The 15,724-nt window shown below is 72.1% G+C and carries 17 protein-coding genes; 6 read left to right on the forward strand and 11 right to left on the reverse strand.

Going from position 1 to position 15,724, the window contains the following annotated elements; genetic code table 11:
* Window positions 1-328 precede the first annotated feature (328 nt).
* Window positions 329-1,108 (reverse strand): metal-dependent hydrolase, encoded by a 780-nt coding sequence (locus LR269_RS11895; protein WP_308191648.1) that lies wholly within the window; start codon window positions 1,106-1,108, stop codon window positions 329-331.
* 132 nt (window positions 1,109-1,240) lie between these two features.
* On the opposite strand from LR269_RS11895, the gene LR269_RS11900 reads away from it, so the two are divergent.
* Window positions 1,241-1,738: a glutathione peroxidase gene (locus LR269_RS11900; protein WP_275505787.1), complete on the forward strand. Its 498-nt coding sequence runs from the start codon at window positions 1,241-1,243 to the stop codon at window positions 1,736-1,738.
* A 92-nt stretch (window positions 1,739-1,830) separates the two neighbouring features.
* Window positions 1,831-2,334 (forward strand): hypothetical protein, encoded by a 504-nt coding sequence (locus tag LR269_RS11905; RefSeq protein WP_231430991.1) that lies wholly within the window; start codon window positions 1,831-1,833, stop codon window positions 2,332-2,334.
* 27 nt (window positions 2,335-2,361) lie between these two features.
* Here LR269_RS11905 and LR269_RS11910 read toward each other — a convergent pair whose 3' ends face one another.
* The 6 genes from LR269_RS11910 to LR269_RS11935 form a co-directional block, all read right to left on the reverse strand.
* Complete coding sequence (locus LR269_RS11910; RefSeq protein WP_231430992.1) at window positions 2,362-3,810, reverse strand: dihydrolipoamide acetyltransferase family protein; 1,449 nt, start codon at window positions 3,808-3,810, stop codon at window positions 2,362-2,364.
* Entirely contained in the window at window positions 3,807-4,826 is a 1,020-nt protein-coding gene (locus tag LR269_RS11915; protein ID WP_231430993.1) for an alpha-ketoacid dehydrogenase subunit beta, read from the reverse strand. Before LR269_RS11915 ends, LR269_RS11910 begins: the two co-directional genes overlap by 4 nt.
* Window positions 4,823-5,944: a pyruvate dehydrogenase (acetyl-transferring) E1 component subunit alpha gene (pdhA, locus tag LR269_RS11920; protein ID WP_231430994.1), complete on the reverse strand. Its 1,122-nt coding sequence runs from the start codon at window positions 5,942-5,944 to the stop codon at window positions 4,823-4,825. Before pdhA ends, LR269_RS11915 begins: the two co-directional genes overlap by 4 nt.
* Before the next feature lie 108 nt (window positions 5,945-6,052).
* Entirely contained in the window at window positions 6,053-6,547 is a 495-nt protein-coding gene (locus LR269_RS11925; RefSeq protein WP_231430995.1) for an Lrp/AsnC family transcriptional regulator, read from the reverse strand.
* Window positions 6,548-6,561: 14 nt separating this feature from the next.
* Entirely contained in the window at window positions 6,562-7,365 is an 804-nt protein-coding gene (locus LR269_RS11930) for an oxygenase MpaB family protein (RefSeq protein WP_231430996.1), read from the reverse strand.
* A complete protein-coding gene (locus LR269_RS11935) occupies window positions 7,365-8,522 on the reverse strand; it encodes a hypothetical protein (protein ID WP_231430997.1) in 1,158 nt (385 codons plus the stop codon). The genes LR269_RS11930 and LR269_RS11935 overlap by 1 nt, the downstream gene beginning before the upstream one ends.
* An 80-nt stretch (window positions 8,523-8,602) precedes the next feature.
* Here LR269_RS11935 and LR269_RS11940 point away from each other — a divergent pair, with 80 nt between their 5' ends.
* Together LR269_RS11940 and LR269_RS11945 are read left to right on the forward strand one after the other, a co-directional pair.
* Entirely contained in the window at window positions 8,603-9,772 is a 1,170-nt protein-coding gene (locus tag LR269_RS11940) for a glycoside hydrolase family 3 N-terminal domain-containing protein (RefSeq protein WP_231430998.1), read from the forward strand.
* 125 nt (window positions 9,773-9,897) lie between these two features.
* Window positions 9,898-10,461 (forward strand): YceI family protein, encoded by a 564-nt coding sequence (locus LR269_RS11945; protein ID WP_231430999.1) that lies wholly within the window; start codon window positions 9,898-9,900, stop codon window positions 10,459-10,461.
* Between the two features lie 107 nt (window positions 10,462-10,568).
* Here the strand turns inward: LR269_RS11945 and LR269_RS11950 are convergent, their stop codons facing one another.
* Window positions 10,569-11,693 carry a winged helix DNA-binding domain-containing protein gene (locus LR269_RS11950; RefSeq protein ID WP_231431000.1) on the reverse strand — a complete coding sequence of 375 codons (1,125 nt, stop codon included), beginning with the start codon at window positions 11,691-11,693 and terminating at the stop codon, window positions 10,569-10,571.
* Window positions 11,694-11,807: 114 nt separating this feature from the next.
* Between LR269_RS11950 and LR269_RS11955 the strand changes: the two genes are divergently transcribed.
* Window positions 11,808-13,406 carry an ABC-F family ATP-binding cassette domain-containing protein gene (locus tag LR269_RS11955; protein ID WP_231431001.1) on the forward strand — a complete coding sequence of 533 codons (1,599 nt, stop codon included), beginning with the start codon at window positions 11,808-11,810 and terminating at the stop codon, window positions 13,404-13,406.
* Between the two features lie 42 nt (window positions 13,407-13,448).
* Here the strand turns inward: LR269_RS11955 and LR269_RS11960 are convergent, their stop codons facing one another.
* From LR269_RS11960 to LR269_RS11970, 3 genes are read right to left on the reverse strand one after another with little or no spacing between them, the layout of a single operon-like run.
* Window positions 13,449-14,300: an SURF1 family protein gene (locus LR269_RS11960; protein WP_231431002.1), complete on the reverse strand. Its 852-nt coding sequence runs from the start codon at window positions 14,298-14,300 to the stop codon at window positions 13,449-13,451.
* A complete protein-coding gene (locus tag LR269_RS11965) occupies window positions 14,297-14,551 on the reverse strand; it encodes a hypothetical protein (protein WP_231431003.1) in 255 nt (84 codons plus the stop codon). Before LR269_RS11965 ends, LR269_RS11960 begins: the two co-directional genes overlap by 4 nt.
* Window positions 14,548-14,883, reverse strand: a complete 336-nt coding sequence (locus LR269_RS11970) for a DUF3099 domain-containing protein (RefSeq protein WP_231431004.1) — start codon at window positions 14,881-14,883, stop codon at window positions 14,548-14,550. The genes LR269_RS11965 and LR269_RS11970 overlap by 4 nt, the downstream gene beginning before the upstream one ends.
* Before the next feature lie 104 nt (window positions 14,884-14,987).
* On the opposite strand from LR269_RS11970, the gene LR269_RS11975 reads away from it, so the two are divergent.
* The gene (locus LR269_RS11975; RefSeq protein ID WP_231431005.1) at window positions 14,988-15,698 is read left to right on the forward strand and encodes a beta-ketoacyl-ACP reductase; all 711 of its coding nucleotides are present in this window, start codon (window positions 14,988-14,990) and stop codon (window positions 15,696-15,698) included.
* Window positions 15,699-15,724 lie beyond the last annotated feature (26 nt).

Consider the following 15,724-nt stretch of genomic DNA (forward strand, 5'->3'; position numbering starts at 1 on the left):
TTGACTACAGGCAATTGGCACGACGCCGCCCAAACCAATCCACGAGCGAGTTGGTCGTCGCTCGTTCGCGAGCCCCGTGGCCCCTGAACGTCTCTCGCTAGTCACCCGCAATGCAACGTCGTACGTGCTGAGTTTGATCCGTGGTTGTTGAGACCGGCGTTCAGGAGCACCGGGACCTCGCCGAATACCCGAACAGCCAGTAGAAGCCCATCCGAGCAGCGCGCGCGCCGCTGGCGGCGCCCGGGGCAGCGCAGCCGCCGCCGGTAGTCTGCCGCGGCCGCATGGCCGCATGGCCGCGGCCGCGCGGGACTCCGGCGGACGCGAGAGGTCACGCCCCGAGTTCGATGCCGATCGCGCGCAGCACCTCAGCGGCGACCGCGACCGTGCAATAGAGCGCCAGCAGCCCGCCGAGGGCCTTCTCTCGCCACGACCCGGTGTCGCCGAGCAAAGGCAGCGCGACGAACCCGTTCGGCAGCCAGACGCGGTTCACGAGCGGCACGGCACGCACGAAGGACGGCGGCCGCGGCATCCACGGCCAGAGAAGACCGGGCAGGCCGCCCGTCGTGAGCGCATCGCCGGCGAGGTGGGCGACGAACCCGAGCGCGACCGCGAGCGGGAACCAGGCGAGTCCGCCCGGCGCCACGACGATGAGCACGAGTGCGAGCGCGAGACCCGCGATCCATGCGGTGAACCACGAATCGACGAAGTCGCGCGCCTTGACGCCGAAGCACGTGAGCGCGGCGACGCCTGCGGCGACGCCGATCGAGAGCGGACCCACTCCGTCGACCTCCACGGTCGCGAAGGTGAGCGCCCACGCCGCGCCCGTGACCACGAATGCGCCAAGGAGTGAGTGAGCCCCGTGCCGGTGCCCGCCGGAGACGGCCTCGACGGTGCGGGCGGTCAACCGGCCGAGCACCGGCACCGACTGCGCGATGGTCGCGCTGTGATGATCGGCGTCGGGGAGGAGGGCCGCTCCGGCGCAGACCAGTGAGCCTGCGAGCACGGCGACCGGGTCGAGCGGAAGGGCACCGCTCGAGAGGTACGGCACGGTGCCGGTCACGGCGATCCAGGCGGCCGCTCCGCTCACCGCATGACTGACCCCCATCATCGCCGGCCGCCGTCGGAGGAGGCATGAACGGCGATCGGGGCGCGGTGCATCGGGTCGGATCCTTCCGGTAGGGCGTTGCGATCGTAGCGGCACCCGCCCACACCGAGCGCGCGGCGGCGTAGGCTCGAAGGCGTGCAGATCCGAGACATCCCGCTCACGACCATCGACGGCGAGCCCGCCTCGCTCGCCGACCACGCCGACGAGGTCGTCATGGTGGTGAACGTCGCGTCGCGCTGCGGGCTCACCCCGCAGTACGAGAAGCTCGAAGCCCTGCAGCGCGAGTACGAAGACCAGGGCTTCACCGTCATCGGCTTCCCGTGCAACCAGTTCGCCGGGCAGGAGCCCGGCGAGGCCGACGACATCAAGGAGTTCTGCTCGATGACGTACGGCGTGAGCTTCCCGCTCATGGAGAAGACCAAGGTCAACGGCCGTCACCGTCACCCGCTCTACGAGGAGCTGACGAAGGTGCAGGATGCCCGCGGCAAGGCCGGCCGCGTGAAGTGGAACTTCGAGAAGTTCGTCATCCTCCCCGATGGCGAGGTGCACCGCTTCCGGCCGACCACCGAGCCCGACGACCCGGCGATCATCGCCACGATCGAACGCGGCCTCGCCAGGCGGCGCGCCGCCTGAGGCATCCGCCCGCGCCCGGCGCGGTTCCTTGACCCCCCGACAGGGGCGGCCCAGAATTGGGGGGTCGATCAGAACGTAGGAGCGGAGTCCGAATGTCAGACGCGTACGCCCGTCCGAGCCGCGACGACCAGCCGACGGTGCCCGATTTCGCACCGGCACCCGAGTCGACCGACGACACCGTTGCGATGCCGCCCGCCCCGTCGAACGACGTCCGTCCCTGGGGCCGCGACCTGCGATTCATGCTCGTCGTGCTCGTCGCGATCGTCGTGCTGTTCATCGCGTTCGCGTTCGTCGTCGCCTTCGGCCCGTCGGCCGGTGCGATCAGCGCGCTCGCGATCGTCGCGGCGCCGATCGCGACCATGGTGGCCGCCTACTACGGCATCTCGCTCGCGCTGCGCCAGGTGCGCGACGCGCGCGACGCGGCCGAGTCGGCCGACGCGCGCGCCCGCGCCGCAGAGACGAGCGCCCGCGAGTCCGACGCCTGGGCGGCGCAGATGGAGTCGGGCCTCCGGGTGTCGGTCGCCAAGCTGCGCGCCGCGGGTGTCGACACCCGCGACGTCGAGCGCGCCGCGGGCACGCCCGACGAGTTCTTCTGATCGGCCGATCGACGGGGCCCGCCCGCCTCAGAGCTCGGCGAGCACCGAGATCGGGTGCTCGATGCAGCGCGCCACGAACGTCAGGAACGCCGCAGCCTCGGCGCCGTCGCACACCCGATGGTCGAACGAAAGCGTGAGTTCCGTCACCGTCCGCACGGCCAACGCGCCGTCGACCACCCAGGGGCGCTCCACGAGGCGCCCGATGCCGAGCATCGCCGCCTCGGGGTGGTTGATGATCGCAGCCGAACCGTCGACCCCGAGGGTGCCGTAGTTGTTCAGCGTGAACGTTCCCCCCGTGAGGGCGTTCGGGGCGAACGCGCCCGTCGTCGCCGCCTCGGTCTGCACGCCGATCGCGTCGCGCAGTTCGCGCAGGGTCATGCGCTCGGCGTCGTGCACGACGGGCACCATCAGCCCACGTGGCGTCTGCGCGGCGAGTCCGAGGTTGACGGCGCCGTGCAGCACGAGCTCGCCGCGTTCGGCGTCGTAGCTCGAGTTGAGCCGGGGGTGACGGCGCAGCGCGGCCACCACGAAGCGCGCGACGAGCGCCGTGGTGCCGAAGCGTTCACCGGTCGCCTCGTTCAGGTGACGCCGGGCCTCGACGAGCGCGGTCGCGTCGACGTCCATCCAGACGGTCGCCTCGGGGATCTCGCGGCGGGAGCGCGAGAAGTGCGAGGCGGCGGCCCGCGCGACGCGGTCGAGCGGCAGCCGCTCGTCGCCGGCCGCCATGGTGGGGGCGGCAGCCGGGGCGGCGTCGGGTGCGGATGCCCCGACGCGAGTCGGCGCAGTGTCGGCTCCGGGGCGTTGCGCCTGCTGCTCGCCGATGTACGCCTCGACGTCGCGCCGCATGACGAGGTGGTCGGGGCCAGTGCCGGTCAGCCGGCTCGCGTCGAACCCGTGCTGACGTGCGAGACGGCGCACGATGGGGGAGACGACGGGGGAGCGTCGCGCGGGGTCGAGCATCGTCGGCGCGTTCGCACCGGCGCCGGTCGAGGCTCCGCCGCCAGCGCCGCCGCTGCGGCGACGGCCGAATCGTGCGGGCGCGGAGGCCGCGCGCTTGGTTGCGCCGCTCGTGCGAGTCCCGTAGCCGATCAGCACGGCGCCCGATTCCTCGGTCGCGACATCGGTCGGAGCGGCGACGCCCGGTTCGGCGGCCACCGGAACCGCACCCGGCGAGGCGACGTCGGCCGCCGAGGCCGCCGTGGTCGAGTCATCCCCGGCGGTCGCCGCGGTCGCCGCGGTCGCGGCATCGAGCGTCAGCAGCACCGCGCCGGCGTGCAACGTCTCGCCGACCTCGCCGCCGAGCGACTCGACGACGCCGGCGAAGGGCGTCGGCAGCTGCACGACCGACTTCGCCGACTCGAGTTCGACGACGGGCTGGTCGATCGCGACCTCGTCGCCGGGCGCGACGAGCCAGGCGACGATCTCGGCTTCGGTGAGGCCCTCGCCCAGGTCGGGCAGGATGAACTCGCGGGTCATGCGTCCCACTCCCAGGTGTCGAGTGCTGCGAGCACGCGGTCGGCCGTCGGCAGGTGGTGCTCCTCGAGCTTCGGCGACGGGTACGGGATGTCGAAGCCCGCGATGCGCAGGATCGGCGCCGCGAGATGGTGGAAGTTGCGCTCGGTCACCCGGGCTGCGACCTCCGCTCCGTAGCCGCCGAACTGGGCGGCCTCGTGGATGACGGCGGCGCGCGACGTCTTGCGCACCGACGCGCCGACCGTCTCGTCGTCGAAGGGGGAGAGGCTCCGCAGGTCGACGACCTCGATCGAGAGCCCTTCGTCGATCGCCGCGTCGGCGGCCTCGAGCGCGGTGCGGACGGTCGGCCCGTAAGCGAGGAGCGTGACGTCGGTGCCCTCGCGCACGACGACGGCACGATCCATGGGCGCCGTCGTCACCGGCAGTGCGAGCGGGGCCCTCGCCCAGTACCGGCTCTTCGGTTCCATGAACACCACGGGGTCGTCGCTGTCGATCGCCTCGCGCAGCATCGAGTAGGCGTCGGCGGGGTTCGAGGGCATGACGACCGTGAGGCCCGGTGTCGACGCCCAGTACGACTCGGAGGAGTCGGAGTGGTGCTCGACGCCGCCGATCGCGCCGGCGCACGGGATCCGCACGACCATCGGCAGCGTGACGCGGCCCTTGGTGCGGTTGCGCATCTTGGCGACGTGCGAGACCATCTGCTCGAACGCGGGGTAGCTGAACGCGTCGAACTGCATCTCGACGACCGGGCGCAGGCCGTACATCGCCATGCCGACGGCGGTGCCGATGATGCCCGACTCGGCGAGCGGCGAGTCCCAGATGCGGTCTTCGCCGAACTGCGCCTGCAGGCCGTCGGTCACCCGGAACACGCCGCCGAGCGGGCCGACGTCCTCGCCGTAGACGACGACGCGGTCGTCGGCGGCCATCGCATCGCGCAGTGCGGCGCCCAGCGCCCCCGCCATCGTCAGTTCGGTCGGGGATGCCTCGGCGCGGGCGCCTGCGGTCGCGGTGGCGGTCATCGGCCGGCCTCCTGCGCGGCCTCGGCGAGCTCGGCCTCGAGGAAGGCGCGCTGCTCGGCGAGGGCGGCACGCGGCCGCGAGTAGACGTGATCGAACAGCTCGAGCGGGTCGAGCTCGGCCTCGACGGTCATGACCTCGCGCGTCGCGGCCGCGAGATCTTCGGCGGCGTCCGTGATGTCGGCGCGCAGGCTCTCGGTGAGGGCGCCCTCGGAGACCAGGTACTTCTCGAGCCGCTCGATCGGGTCGCGCCGCTTCCAGTGCTCGACCTCGCGCGAGGAGCGGTAGCGGGTCGGGTCGTCGGAGTTCGTGTGCGATTCGATGCGGTAGGTGACGCCCTCGACGAGCGTCGGGCCGCCGCCGGCCCTCGCCCGTTCGACCGCGGCCGTCGTGACCGCGTACATCGCGGCCACGTCGTTGCCGTCGACGTGGAACCCGGGCATGCCGTAGCCGACGGCCTTGTCGGCGAGGGTCGCCGCGCGCGTCTGGCGCGCGAGCGGCACGCTGATGGCGTACTGGTTGTTCTGCACGACGAAGACGGTCGGGGTCTGCCAGACCGCGGCGAAGTTGAAGGCCTCGTGCGTGTCGCCCTCACTCGTCGCGCCGTCGCCGATGAAGGTGAGCGCGACGATCGGGTCGTGGCGAAGGCGGGCGGCGTGCGCGAGCCCGACCGCGTGCAGCGCCTGCGTCGCGAGCGGCGTCGCCTGCGCGGCCGTGCGGTACGCATGCTGGTCGTAGCCGTTGTGCCAGTCGCCCCGGAACGACTGCAGGATCTCGCCGGGCGCGATGCCGCGAGTGAGGAGTGCGATGCTGTCGCGATAGGTCGGGAAGAGCCAGTCGACGGCGTCGAGGGACGCGACGGCGCCGATCTCGCAACCCTCCTGGCCGAACGCCGAGGGATAGGTCGCGAGCCGACCCTGCTTGGTGAGTGCCGTGACCTGCACGTCGAAGCGTCGTGCGACGACCATCTTTCGGTAGAGGTCGAGGAGGGTCTCGACGTCGGGCAGCGAGAACCCGCCGGTGGACTCGCCGGACACCGCGTGGCCGGCGTTGTCGAGGAGCCGGAGCGGCTTCTCGGCGGGAAGGGTGCGCGTCGGGAGGTGCTCGACATTGAGGCTCATGTGCCCATCGTGCGACATGCTCGCCCGCGGCGGCGGGCGTGTCACGCAAGCGTGAACGAACGGCTTGCGACGATCCGAATGCGTGCCGATCGTCCGCGACCGGTGCGGTCAGGTGCGCCAGATGTCCAGGGTCTGCGCGGGTGGTCGCCCGTCGATCTCCTCGAGGATGAGATGGCTGCGCGTCGACACGACACCGGGCATGTCGTGGATGTCGCGCAGGATCGCCTGGCTCAGCTGCTCGTGATCGGGCGCGCTCACCGTGAGGATGATGTCGATGTCGCCCGAGACCGCCTGCACCTTCTCGACGAAGGGGAGCGTCGCGAGCTTCGCCGCGATCTCCTCCCAGGACACGTCGCCGATGCGCACGACGACGAGCGCCGAGATGTGGAGCCCGATCGAGCGGCGGTCGATCTGCGCCCCGAAGCCCGTGATGACGCCGCGCTGCTGCAGCTGCTGCAGGCGGTTGTGGGCGGCCGTGCGCGAGATGTGCACGCGGTCGGCGAGCGTGCGCACGGAGAGCCGTCCGTCGCGGCTGAGTTCGGCCACGATTCGGCGATCGATGCTGTCGAGCGCATCGTTGCGGTGCGGTGCCTGCGGGGTCATCGTCGTCCTCTGCCTCACCGCCCAGCGTACCGGTTCGCGCGGCTCGCGCGCGTGAGCGAGGCCCGCATCGGGGCGTGCCTGATGCTCGCCGGCAGGTGGGGCCAGGCGATCGCGACGGCGCGCAGCCAGGCGTGGCTCACGCGCTCGGCGCGCGGCGTCCAGCGGAAGCCGTACGCGTCTCGCACCGAGGGCGGCAGCAGCGCCGCGGTGATCAGCCTGACGAACGGCAGGAGGAACCGCGAGCCGGGTGGCAGCGCCGGCGAAGCGGTGAGGAGGGTGCGTGCGATGCGGCGTGCCTCGTCACCGACCTCGACCGTCGCCAGGCGGCCGCTCCACCAGGCATCGAACCCGGTCCGGGTCGAGGGCCATCCCGCGCGGCCGGCCTGCAGGCCGATGCCGAGTTCGCCGTAGCCTCGCACCACGACGTCGGCGACGTGCGGGTCGAGCGGACCCCAGAGACGTTCCTGGAGGGTGAGGGCCGTCGCGAGGATCGTCGACGCCACCCAGCGCTGGGCATCGGCGTCGAAGGCGCTGTAGGCGGGGGATTCCGCGCCCCCGCCGTTGCGCACGGGGCCATGGCGTCGGTTCACCCGCCGCACGGCCTCGCGCACGATCGCGTCGTCGCCGAACCCGATCGCGTAGACGTAGTCGAGCGTGCCGAACAGCCGGTCGAGCGGCCGATGCGCGAAGTCGCTGTGCCGTGCCACGCCGTGCGCCACACGGGGGTCGGCGAGCTGCAGCAGGATGGCCGCGCCGCCGCCGAGGAGGAGCACACCCTCGGCGGCATGTCGGCGGAAGAGGAGGTCGTCGGAATCCATCAATACCAATTGAACTGCTCGGAGTGCGCCCACGCACCGCACGGGGCGCCGTAGCGGCCCGAGATGTACGACAGGCCCCATTCGATCTGCGTCGCGGCGTTGGTGCGCCAGTCGGCGCCGGCGGCGGCCATCTTGCTGCCGGGCAGCGACTGCGGGATCCCGTACGCTCCGCTCGACGCGTTGTACGCATCGGCCCGCCAGCTCGACTCGCGCGTCCACAGCAGCACGAGGCACTCGAACTGGGCGGAGCCCCATTCGAAGCGACCGACGGCGCCCGCCGCGTACGCCTTGGCCGCATCGGGGTCGACGACCATGCCCGGCGGCGGAGCATCGCCGCCCGATCCGCCGCCGGAGTCGGCGGCGTTCTCGGCCGCCTCGGCCGCCGCGCGTTCGCGGGCCTCGGCTTCGAGACGCGCCTGCTCGCCGATGCGGTACCGGCGTTCGAGCTCGACCGAGCGGTCGCGCAGGCTCGCGAGCTGCGCGTAGAGCGTGTCGAGCGCCTGCCGCTGTTCGGCGACGCGCGCTTCGGCCGCCTCATGAGCGGCGCGCGCCTGATCGGCCGCGGTCTCCGCCGCCGCCGCGAGACGCCCGCGTTCGCGCTCGGCGACATCCGCCTGCGCGCTGACCGAGGCCGACTCGGCCTGGGCGGCATCGGCCCGCGCGGCGAGTCCCGCTGCGAGGTCGCTGAGCTGCGCGCCGCGACTCAGTCCGTCCAGGAGATCTCCGACGTCACCGCCGTCGCCCGCCTCGACGAAGAGCCGGAGTGCGACATCGGCGCCCCCGGTGCGCGCGAGCACCGAACTCAGATGGGCGAACCGTGCGGTGGCCTCGTCGGCCGTCCCGGCCGCCGCGTCCGCGTCGGATCGGAGTTGCCGGGCCCGAGCGGCGGCCGCGCGGTGCTCGGCTTCCGCCGTCGCGGCGGTCGCGGCGGCCTCCACGGCGACGTCGCCGAGCCGGCCGGCCTCCTGCTCGAGACCGTCGACGATGGCCGTGATGCGATCCGCCTCGGCCGCCCTGGCCGCGACGCTCTGCTTCGCCGCCTCGACCTCGTCCCAGCTGGGATAGTCTTCAGCCGCAGCGGGCGACGCCGTCGCTCCGATGGCCGCGACGAGGATCAGCGCGGTCGCGGCGTGCACGATCAGGCGTCTGCGGCGCATCGACTCACCCCTCCCGAGGCCGCGAGTCTACCCACGCCCCCGCTCGGCGCCCGATCAGACACGCAGCGTACACTCGCCGGGTGCGTTCCCCCCGCCTTCTCCCGCCCGCCGTGCTCGCCGTCGCAGCGGCGCTCCTCGTCGGGTGCGCACCCGCGAGCGCGCCCACGCGAGCGACGGCCGGCACCGAGGGATCCGCGACGCCGACGGCCATGGCCACGCCGACGGCCGACGCCTCCGAGGACTGGGTCTCCGACCGGGTCTCGACGATGACCGCGGCCGAGAAGGCGGCCGCACTCCTGATGCTGCACGCACCCGGCACCGATCCTGGACCGCTGCGCACCTATCTCGACCAGGGGGTGTCGGGAGTCATCCTCATGGGCGACAACATCGCGGGCGACGCGGCGTCGCTGCGCGCACTGACCGGTGCGCTCACGGTCGATCCCGCACTCCCGCCGCTCATCGCCGTCGACGAGGAGGGCGGCGAGGTGCAGCGTCTCGACTGGGACACGGCGGCGAGTGCCGGAACCCTCCGCGCTGCACCGTCGTCCGACACGACCGCGGCGTTCGCGGCTCGCGCGCAGAGCGTCGACGCGGGCGGGGCGAACGTCAACTTCGGCGTCATCGCCGACGTCACGGACGACCCCGACTCGTTCATCGCCGGACGAGTGCTCGGCACCGACCCGCAAGCGGCAGCCGATCGCGTCGCGGCGGCCGTCCGAGGCGAGCGCGGCGTCGTCGCCACGACGCTCAAGCACTTCCCCGGGCACGGTGCCGCGCCCGGCGACTCGCACTCGAGCGTTCCGAGCGCGCCGCTCGACCTCGCCGCGTGGCGTACCGGCCCGGCGCTCCCGTTCACCGCCGGGATCGACGCGGGGGCGGAGCTCGTGATGACGGGACACCTCGCGTATCCCGCCATCGACCCGGCGCCGGCGTCGCTCTCGCCCGCGTGGCACCGCATCCTCCGCGACGAGCTCGGGTTCGACGGCGTCGTGGTGACCGACGACATGCTGATGCTGCAGCACAACGGGCTCCCCGAGTACGCCGACCCCGGGGAGAACGCGGTGCGCGCCGTGGCGGCCGGTGCCGACCTGCTGCTCTACGTGCTTCCCGCCGATCCCTCCGAGTTCGGCATCTCGGTCGACGGGCTCGTCGGGGCGATCACGGACGCCGTGGCGTCCGGGCGCATCTCCGAGGCGCGGCTCGACGACGCCGTGACGCGCGTGCTCGCCCTGCGGCGCGAACTGAGCTGAATGTCGAGCGGGTCGGGAGTCCGCGAAGAAAGTTCCCCGGTTCCGGGAATAGATCCGGCAGATCCATGCGTTTGCATACGTGAGGCCGATCGGCCCCGAGATATCGAACTGGAGAACAGCGAGCTATGACGACCACCGCCCCGACGATCGAGATCCCCGGCTATCGCGCTGGCACCTGGAAGATCGACACCGCCCACAGCGAGGTCGGCTTCCAGATCCGCCACCTCATGATCAGCAAGGTCAAGGGCAAGTTCGAGCGCTTCGACGCGACCTTCGTGACCGCGGAGAACCCGCTCGAGTCGTCCGTGACCGCCTCGGCCGAGGTCGCGTCGGTGTCGACGAACGAGCCCAACCGCGACGCCCACCTGCGCACCGGCGACTTCTTCGAAGCCGAGACCTACCCGACGATCGACTTCGTCTCGACCGGGGTGCGCGTCGAGAAGGGCGACTTCAAGGTCGACGGCGACCTCACGATCCGCGGCATCACGAAGCCCGTCACGTTCGACTTCGAGTTCGGCGGCTTCGGCGGCGACCCCTACGGCAACTACAAGGGCGGCGCGTCGGCGAAGGCCGTCATCAACCGCGAGGACTTCGGCCTCCTGTACAACACCGCCCTCGAGACCGGCGGCGTGCTGCTCGGCGACCAGGTCACCATCACGCTCGAGCTGCAGGCGGACTTCCAGCAGTAGGTCGCGCGGCGCGATCGACAGGGTCGGATGCCTCGGGCGTCCGACCCTTCGTCGTTCCGGCGGCGCCATGGGGACGCGTCCCCGCGCGAATGTGCGGCGCCGTGCCGTCAGGCGGTCGGCCCCACCTCGGTCGGCTCCACCTCGACCCCGGCGAGCCGGGCCGACCAGAACGCCGCCCAGCGATCGAGGGCGGGCCGGAACCCGTCGAGCTCGCACCCAGCCAGGAAGGGTGCGAGCGTCACGGTGGTGCCGGCACGCCGCTCGGGGGAGCGGCGCCACGTGCCCACCACTTCGCCGTCGCGCACCAGGATCGGCAGGAACAGGCCGTTCTTGCCCGGCACGACGCGCAGCGCGTCGTCGGGGGAGCAGAAGGCGGAGCGATCGCCATAGCCGAGGAAGTACTCGTCGAACGGCGCGAGCACGTGATGCCCCGACGCGGAACGGCCCGTGTTCGGCGCGTCGGCTGCGACGAATCGCTCGTCGTCCCATGCGGTGACCGCGCCGCCCGCCAGATCGACCGCGGCGCGAGCCTGCGTGAGCGTGAGCCCGGTCCACCAGGCGAAGTCGCGAGCCGAGACGGGACCGTGCCCCCGGGCGTACCCCGCGAACAGCCGGGCGAGCGCCTCGTCGTCGCCGAGGTCGGACGCGCCCGCTGGCGACCACTCGTCGAGGAGCACGAAGCGCTGTCGCGCACGCGTCTCGATCGGGCCGTTGCACAGGAGCCCTTCGCTCGCGAGCAGCCAGATCAGGTGATAGCCGCGCTGGCCCGTCGTCGAGACACCGGCAGCGCTCCAGGCGGCCTGCAGTTCGTCGCGGGTCGCGGAGCGCCCGCCCTCGAGCAGCGCGACCGCGATGCCCCGGACGGTGGCGAGCACCTGCAGGTCGATGCCCTCGTCGCGCTCCATCTTCGCCGAGCGCATGCGGACCCGGGGCGACGCGAGCCGGAGGATCGGACGCAGCATCACCGGGTCGACGAAGTGCAGCGTGCCGCGCATCGGCCACGACCTGAGCAGCAGCCGGCCCTCGATCGCGGCGTCGATCGACGCCTCGCTCGAGTCGCGGACGCGCGCGCCGAGCACCCACTTCGCTGCGGCGAGGTCTTGCGCCTGCACGCAGACGAGCCGCTCGATCGCGTCGGCGGGGGAGCCGAACGGGGTCACGAGCCCCTGCGCCCGGAGCCGGGCCGCGCGCAGCGCCGCGACCGCGGAATCGCGCGAGGCATCCGTCGTCATGCTGCGAGTCTGCCCGACGCTGCCGACATCGCGCGAGGCGGCCGCGCGCCGCCGGTTAGACTGGGAGGCTGTGCCACTCGGCACCATCGAACCCACCCCGCCAGGAGGCCCGCCGTGCTCGCCGTCCACGACCTCGAGATCCGCGTCGGCGCGCGCCTGCTCATGGAGAACGTCTCTTTCCGTGTGTCCGACGGCGACAAGATCGGCCTCGTCGGCCGGAACGGCGCCGGCAAGACGACCCTCACGAAGACCCTCGCGGGTGAGACCCTGCCCACCGACGGTCGCATCGACCGCTCGGGCGAGATCGGCTATCTCCCGCAGGACCCGCGGTCGGGAGATCCCGAGATGCTCGCACGCACCCGCATCCTCGACGCACGCGGCCTCGGCTCGCTCGTGCTCGGCATGCACGAGGCATCCATGAACATGGGCAGCGACGACCCGGTCGTGGCCGAGAAGGCGATGAAGAAGTACGGCAACCTCACCGACCGCTTCAACGCGCTGGGCGGGTACGCCGCCGAGGCGGAGGCCGCGTCGATCGCCTCGAACCTCAACCTGCCCGACCGCATCCTCGACCAGCCCCTGAAGACCCTGTCCGGTGGCCAGCGCCGGCGTATCGAGCTCGCTCGGATCCTGTTCAGCGACGCCTCCACGATGATCCTCGACGAGCCCACGAACCACCTCGACGCCGACTCCGTCGTGTGGCTGCGCGAGTTCCTCAAGGGCTACAAGGGCGGTGTCATCGTCATCTCGCACGATGTCGAGCTCGTCGGCGAGGTCGTGAACCGCGTGTTCTACCTCGACGCCAACCGATCGGTCATCGACGTCTACAACATGGGGTGGAAGCACTACCAGCGCCAGCGCGCCGCCGACGAGGAGCGCCGCAAGAAGGAGCGCGCCAACGCCGAGAAGAAGGCCGACGTGCTGAAGCTCCAGGCGGCGAAGTTCGGCGCCAAGGCCTCGAAGGCGGCCGCGGCCCACCAGATGGTCGCGCGCGCCGAGAAGCTGCTCGCAGGGCTCGACGAGGTGCGCCAGGTCGACCGCGTCGCGAAGCTGCGCTTCCCGACGCCCGCGGCCTGCGGTCGAACGCCGCTGCAGGCCTCGGACCTGTCGAAGAGCTACGGCTCGCTCGAGATCTTCACCGCCGTCGACCTCGCGATCGACCGCGGCTCGAAGGTCGTCGTGATCGGCCTGAACGGCGCCGGCAAGACGACGCTCCTGCGCATCCTCGCCGGCGTCGACCAGCCCGACACCGGGCAGCTCGAGCCCGGCCACGGCCTGCGCATCGGATACTTCGCGCAGGAGCACGAGACGATCGACGTCAAGCGCACGGTGCTCGAGAACATGGTGTCGGCCTCGCCGAACCTCACCGAGACCGAAGCGCGCAAGGTGCTCGGCTCGTTCCTCTTCACCGGCGACGACGTGCACAAGCCGGCCGGTGTGCTCTCGGGCGGCGAGAAGACGCGCCTCGCGCTCGCGATGATCGTGGTGTCCGGCGCCAACGTGCTGCTGCTCGACGAGCCCACCAACAACCTCGACCCCGCGAGCCGCGACGAGATCCTCGACGCGCTCTCGCACTTCGAGGGCGCAGTCGTGCTCGTCTCGCACGACCCGGGCGCCGTCGAGGCGCTCAACCCCGAGCGCGTGCTCATCCTGCCCGACGGCGTGGAGGACCACTGGTCGGCGGAGTACCAGGAGCTCATCGAACTGGCTTGACGCGCGCACGCGGCCGCACCGCAGCGATCGACCGGGAGCGCCCTACCGGCGGTCGAGGATCCCGTCCTCGACGTCGGCGTCCTCGTCGCGGCGGGCCTTCCGCTCGGGTCGCCGCGGTGCGCGGCGCTGCGGACCGCGGTCGCCGCCGCTGCCCGTGGATGCCTCGGCGAGGCCCTTGCGCTCCTGGTTCGCCGCCCAACCCAGGCCGATGAACGCGAGCAGGGCGAACACGAACCACTGCAGCGCGTACGACAGGTGCGGCCCCTCGTCGCGCTCGGGGCGCGGGGCCGCGAGCGGCGGCTCGGCGGCGTCGTCGGGCGACTGCACGAGCAGGCCGTACGCGCCGGTGTAGGCGGGGGCGTCGATCCGTGCGGCGAGTTCGTCGAGATCGATCGTCGCGAGCTCGGTGCCCGTCGACGTTCGGCCCGCGATCGTGCCCTCACCCGCCTTCAGGCGCGCCTCGACCACGACCTCGCCCGAGGGCGCGGCCGGAATATCGCCCGGTCGTCCGTCGGGCGCCTCCGGGATCCAGCCGCGGTCGACCATGAACACCGTGCCGTCGTCGAGGCGGAACGGGGTGATGACCTCGAAGCCCACGTTGCCGCCCAGCGGTCGGTTCCGCACCACGACCTCGTCGGCGGCCAGGTACTCGCCCTCGAGCGACACGACCTGCCAGCGCTGGTCGATGTCGAACGCGCCCGGATCGGGGAGCGCCTCGGCGACGGGAACGGCGTCGGCGTCGTAGTTCGCGTCGATGCGGGCGACCTCGGCGAGCGCCTCGGCGCGGCGGTTGAGCTGCCAGGTGCCGAGGGCCGAGCACGCGATCGCGAAGATCACCACGAGGACGAGGTACCCGGCCCAGCGGCCGCTGAGGAGGAAGCGCCAGTCGTTCACGAGCGGCCTCCCGTCGAGGCATCCGCGCCGCGCTCGTCATGACCGAAGGCGGCGACGGAGACCGGGAACGAGCGGGCCTCGAGGAACCCGCGCAGGTAGTCGACGTGCTCGTCGCAGGCGAGCCACGTCTTGCTGCGGTCGCCCGTGTGGATCTTGGGGTTGCGCCATTCGATGCGCCACGTCGCGGCCGTCGTGCACGCGGCGCGGGAGCAGACGGCGCCGTCGGGGGCGCCGGAGAGTCCGCCGATCATCGGGTTCCGTCGCCTTCGTCCGGTGAGGGCGCGGACGGCCCGGCGGGCAGGGCGCGATCGGGACGGACGGCACGGCCCGCGCGACCCGAACCCTGCGCGTTCGCGAGCACGACCGCGATGTAGGGGAGGAAGATCGCCCCGGCTGCGAAGACCGCGAGCCACCATCCCTTCGCGAAGAGCATGGCGAAGATGCAGGCGACCCGGATCGTCATCGCGATCGTGTACTTGATCATGCGTGCGCGCCGCTCCGCTTCGGGGGAGGGCGGCAGCGAGGTGATCGACTGCTGCTTCATGGTGGTCGCCGGGATCTGACGGCGCTCCTCTTGCTTCAAGCCTACGTCCGTCGCGACCCGACGGATGCCGAGAACGGGACACTCTATGCTGGGACGGGCCGCACGGCCAGTTCCCCGCATCGACCCTTGAAACGGAGTCCAGCATGACGACGAGCCGCACCGTCCTCGTGACCGGTGGCAACCGGGGCATCGGCTACGCCATCGCCCGCGAGTTCATCGCCCAGGGGCACCGCGTCGCCGTCACCGCCCGCTCCGGCGAGGGGCCCGAGGGCTCGCTCACCGTGCGGGCCGACGTCACCGACGCCGAGTCGATCGACCGCGCGTTCACCGAGATCGAGGCCGAGCTCGGCCCCGTCGAGGTCGTCGTCGCCAATGCGGGCATCACCCGCGACACCCTCCTCCTGCGCATGAGCGAGGACGAGTTCACGAGCGTCATCGACACCAACCTCACGGGCGCGTTCCGCGTCGTCAAGCGGGCGTCGAAGGGCATGCTGAAGGCGCGGTTCGGCCGCATCGTGCTCATCTCGAGCGTCGTCGGGCTCTACGGCTCGCCCGGCCAGATCAACTACTCGTCGTCGAAGGCCGGCCTGGTCGGCATGGCCCGCTCGCTCACCCGCGAGCTCGGCGCCCGCAACATCACCGCGAACGTCGTCGCGCCGGGGTTCATCGAGACCGACATGACCGATGAGCTGCCCGAGGCGCAGCAGGCGGAGTACAAGAAGAACATCCCGCTCGGACGATTCGCGTCTCCCGACGAGGTCGCGCGGGTCGTGGCCTGGCTCGCGGGCGACGACGCCGGGTACATCTCGGGTGCCGTCATCCCCGTCGACGGCGGCCTCGGCATGGGGCACTGAGCGCGTCCGACGCTCCCGCCGACGCG

Origin of the sequence: Agromyces sp. S2-1-8 (assembly GCF_021129215.1) — a bacterium.
Classification (GTDB): domain Bacteria; phylum Actinomycetota; class Actinomycetes; order Actinomycetales; family Microbacteriaceae; genus Agromyces; species Agromyces chromiiresistens.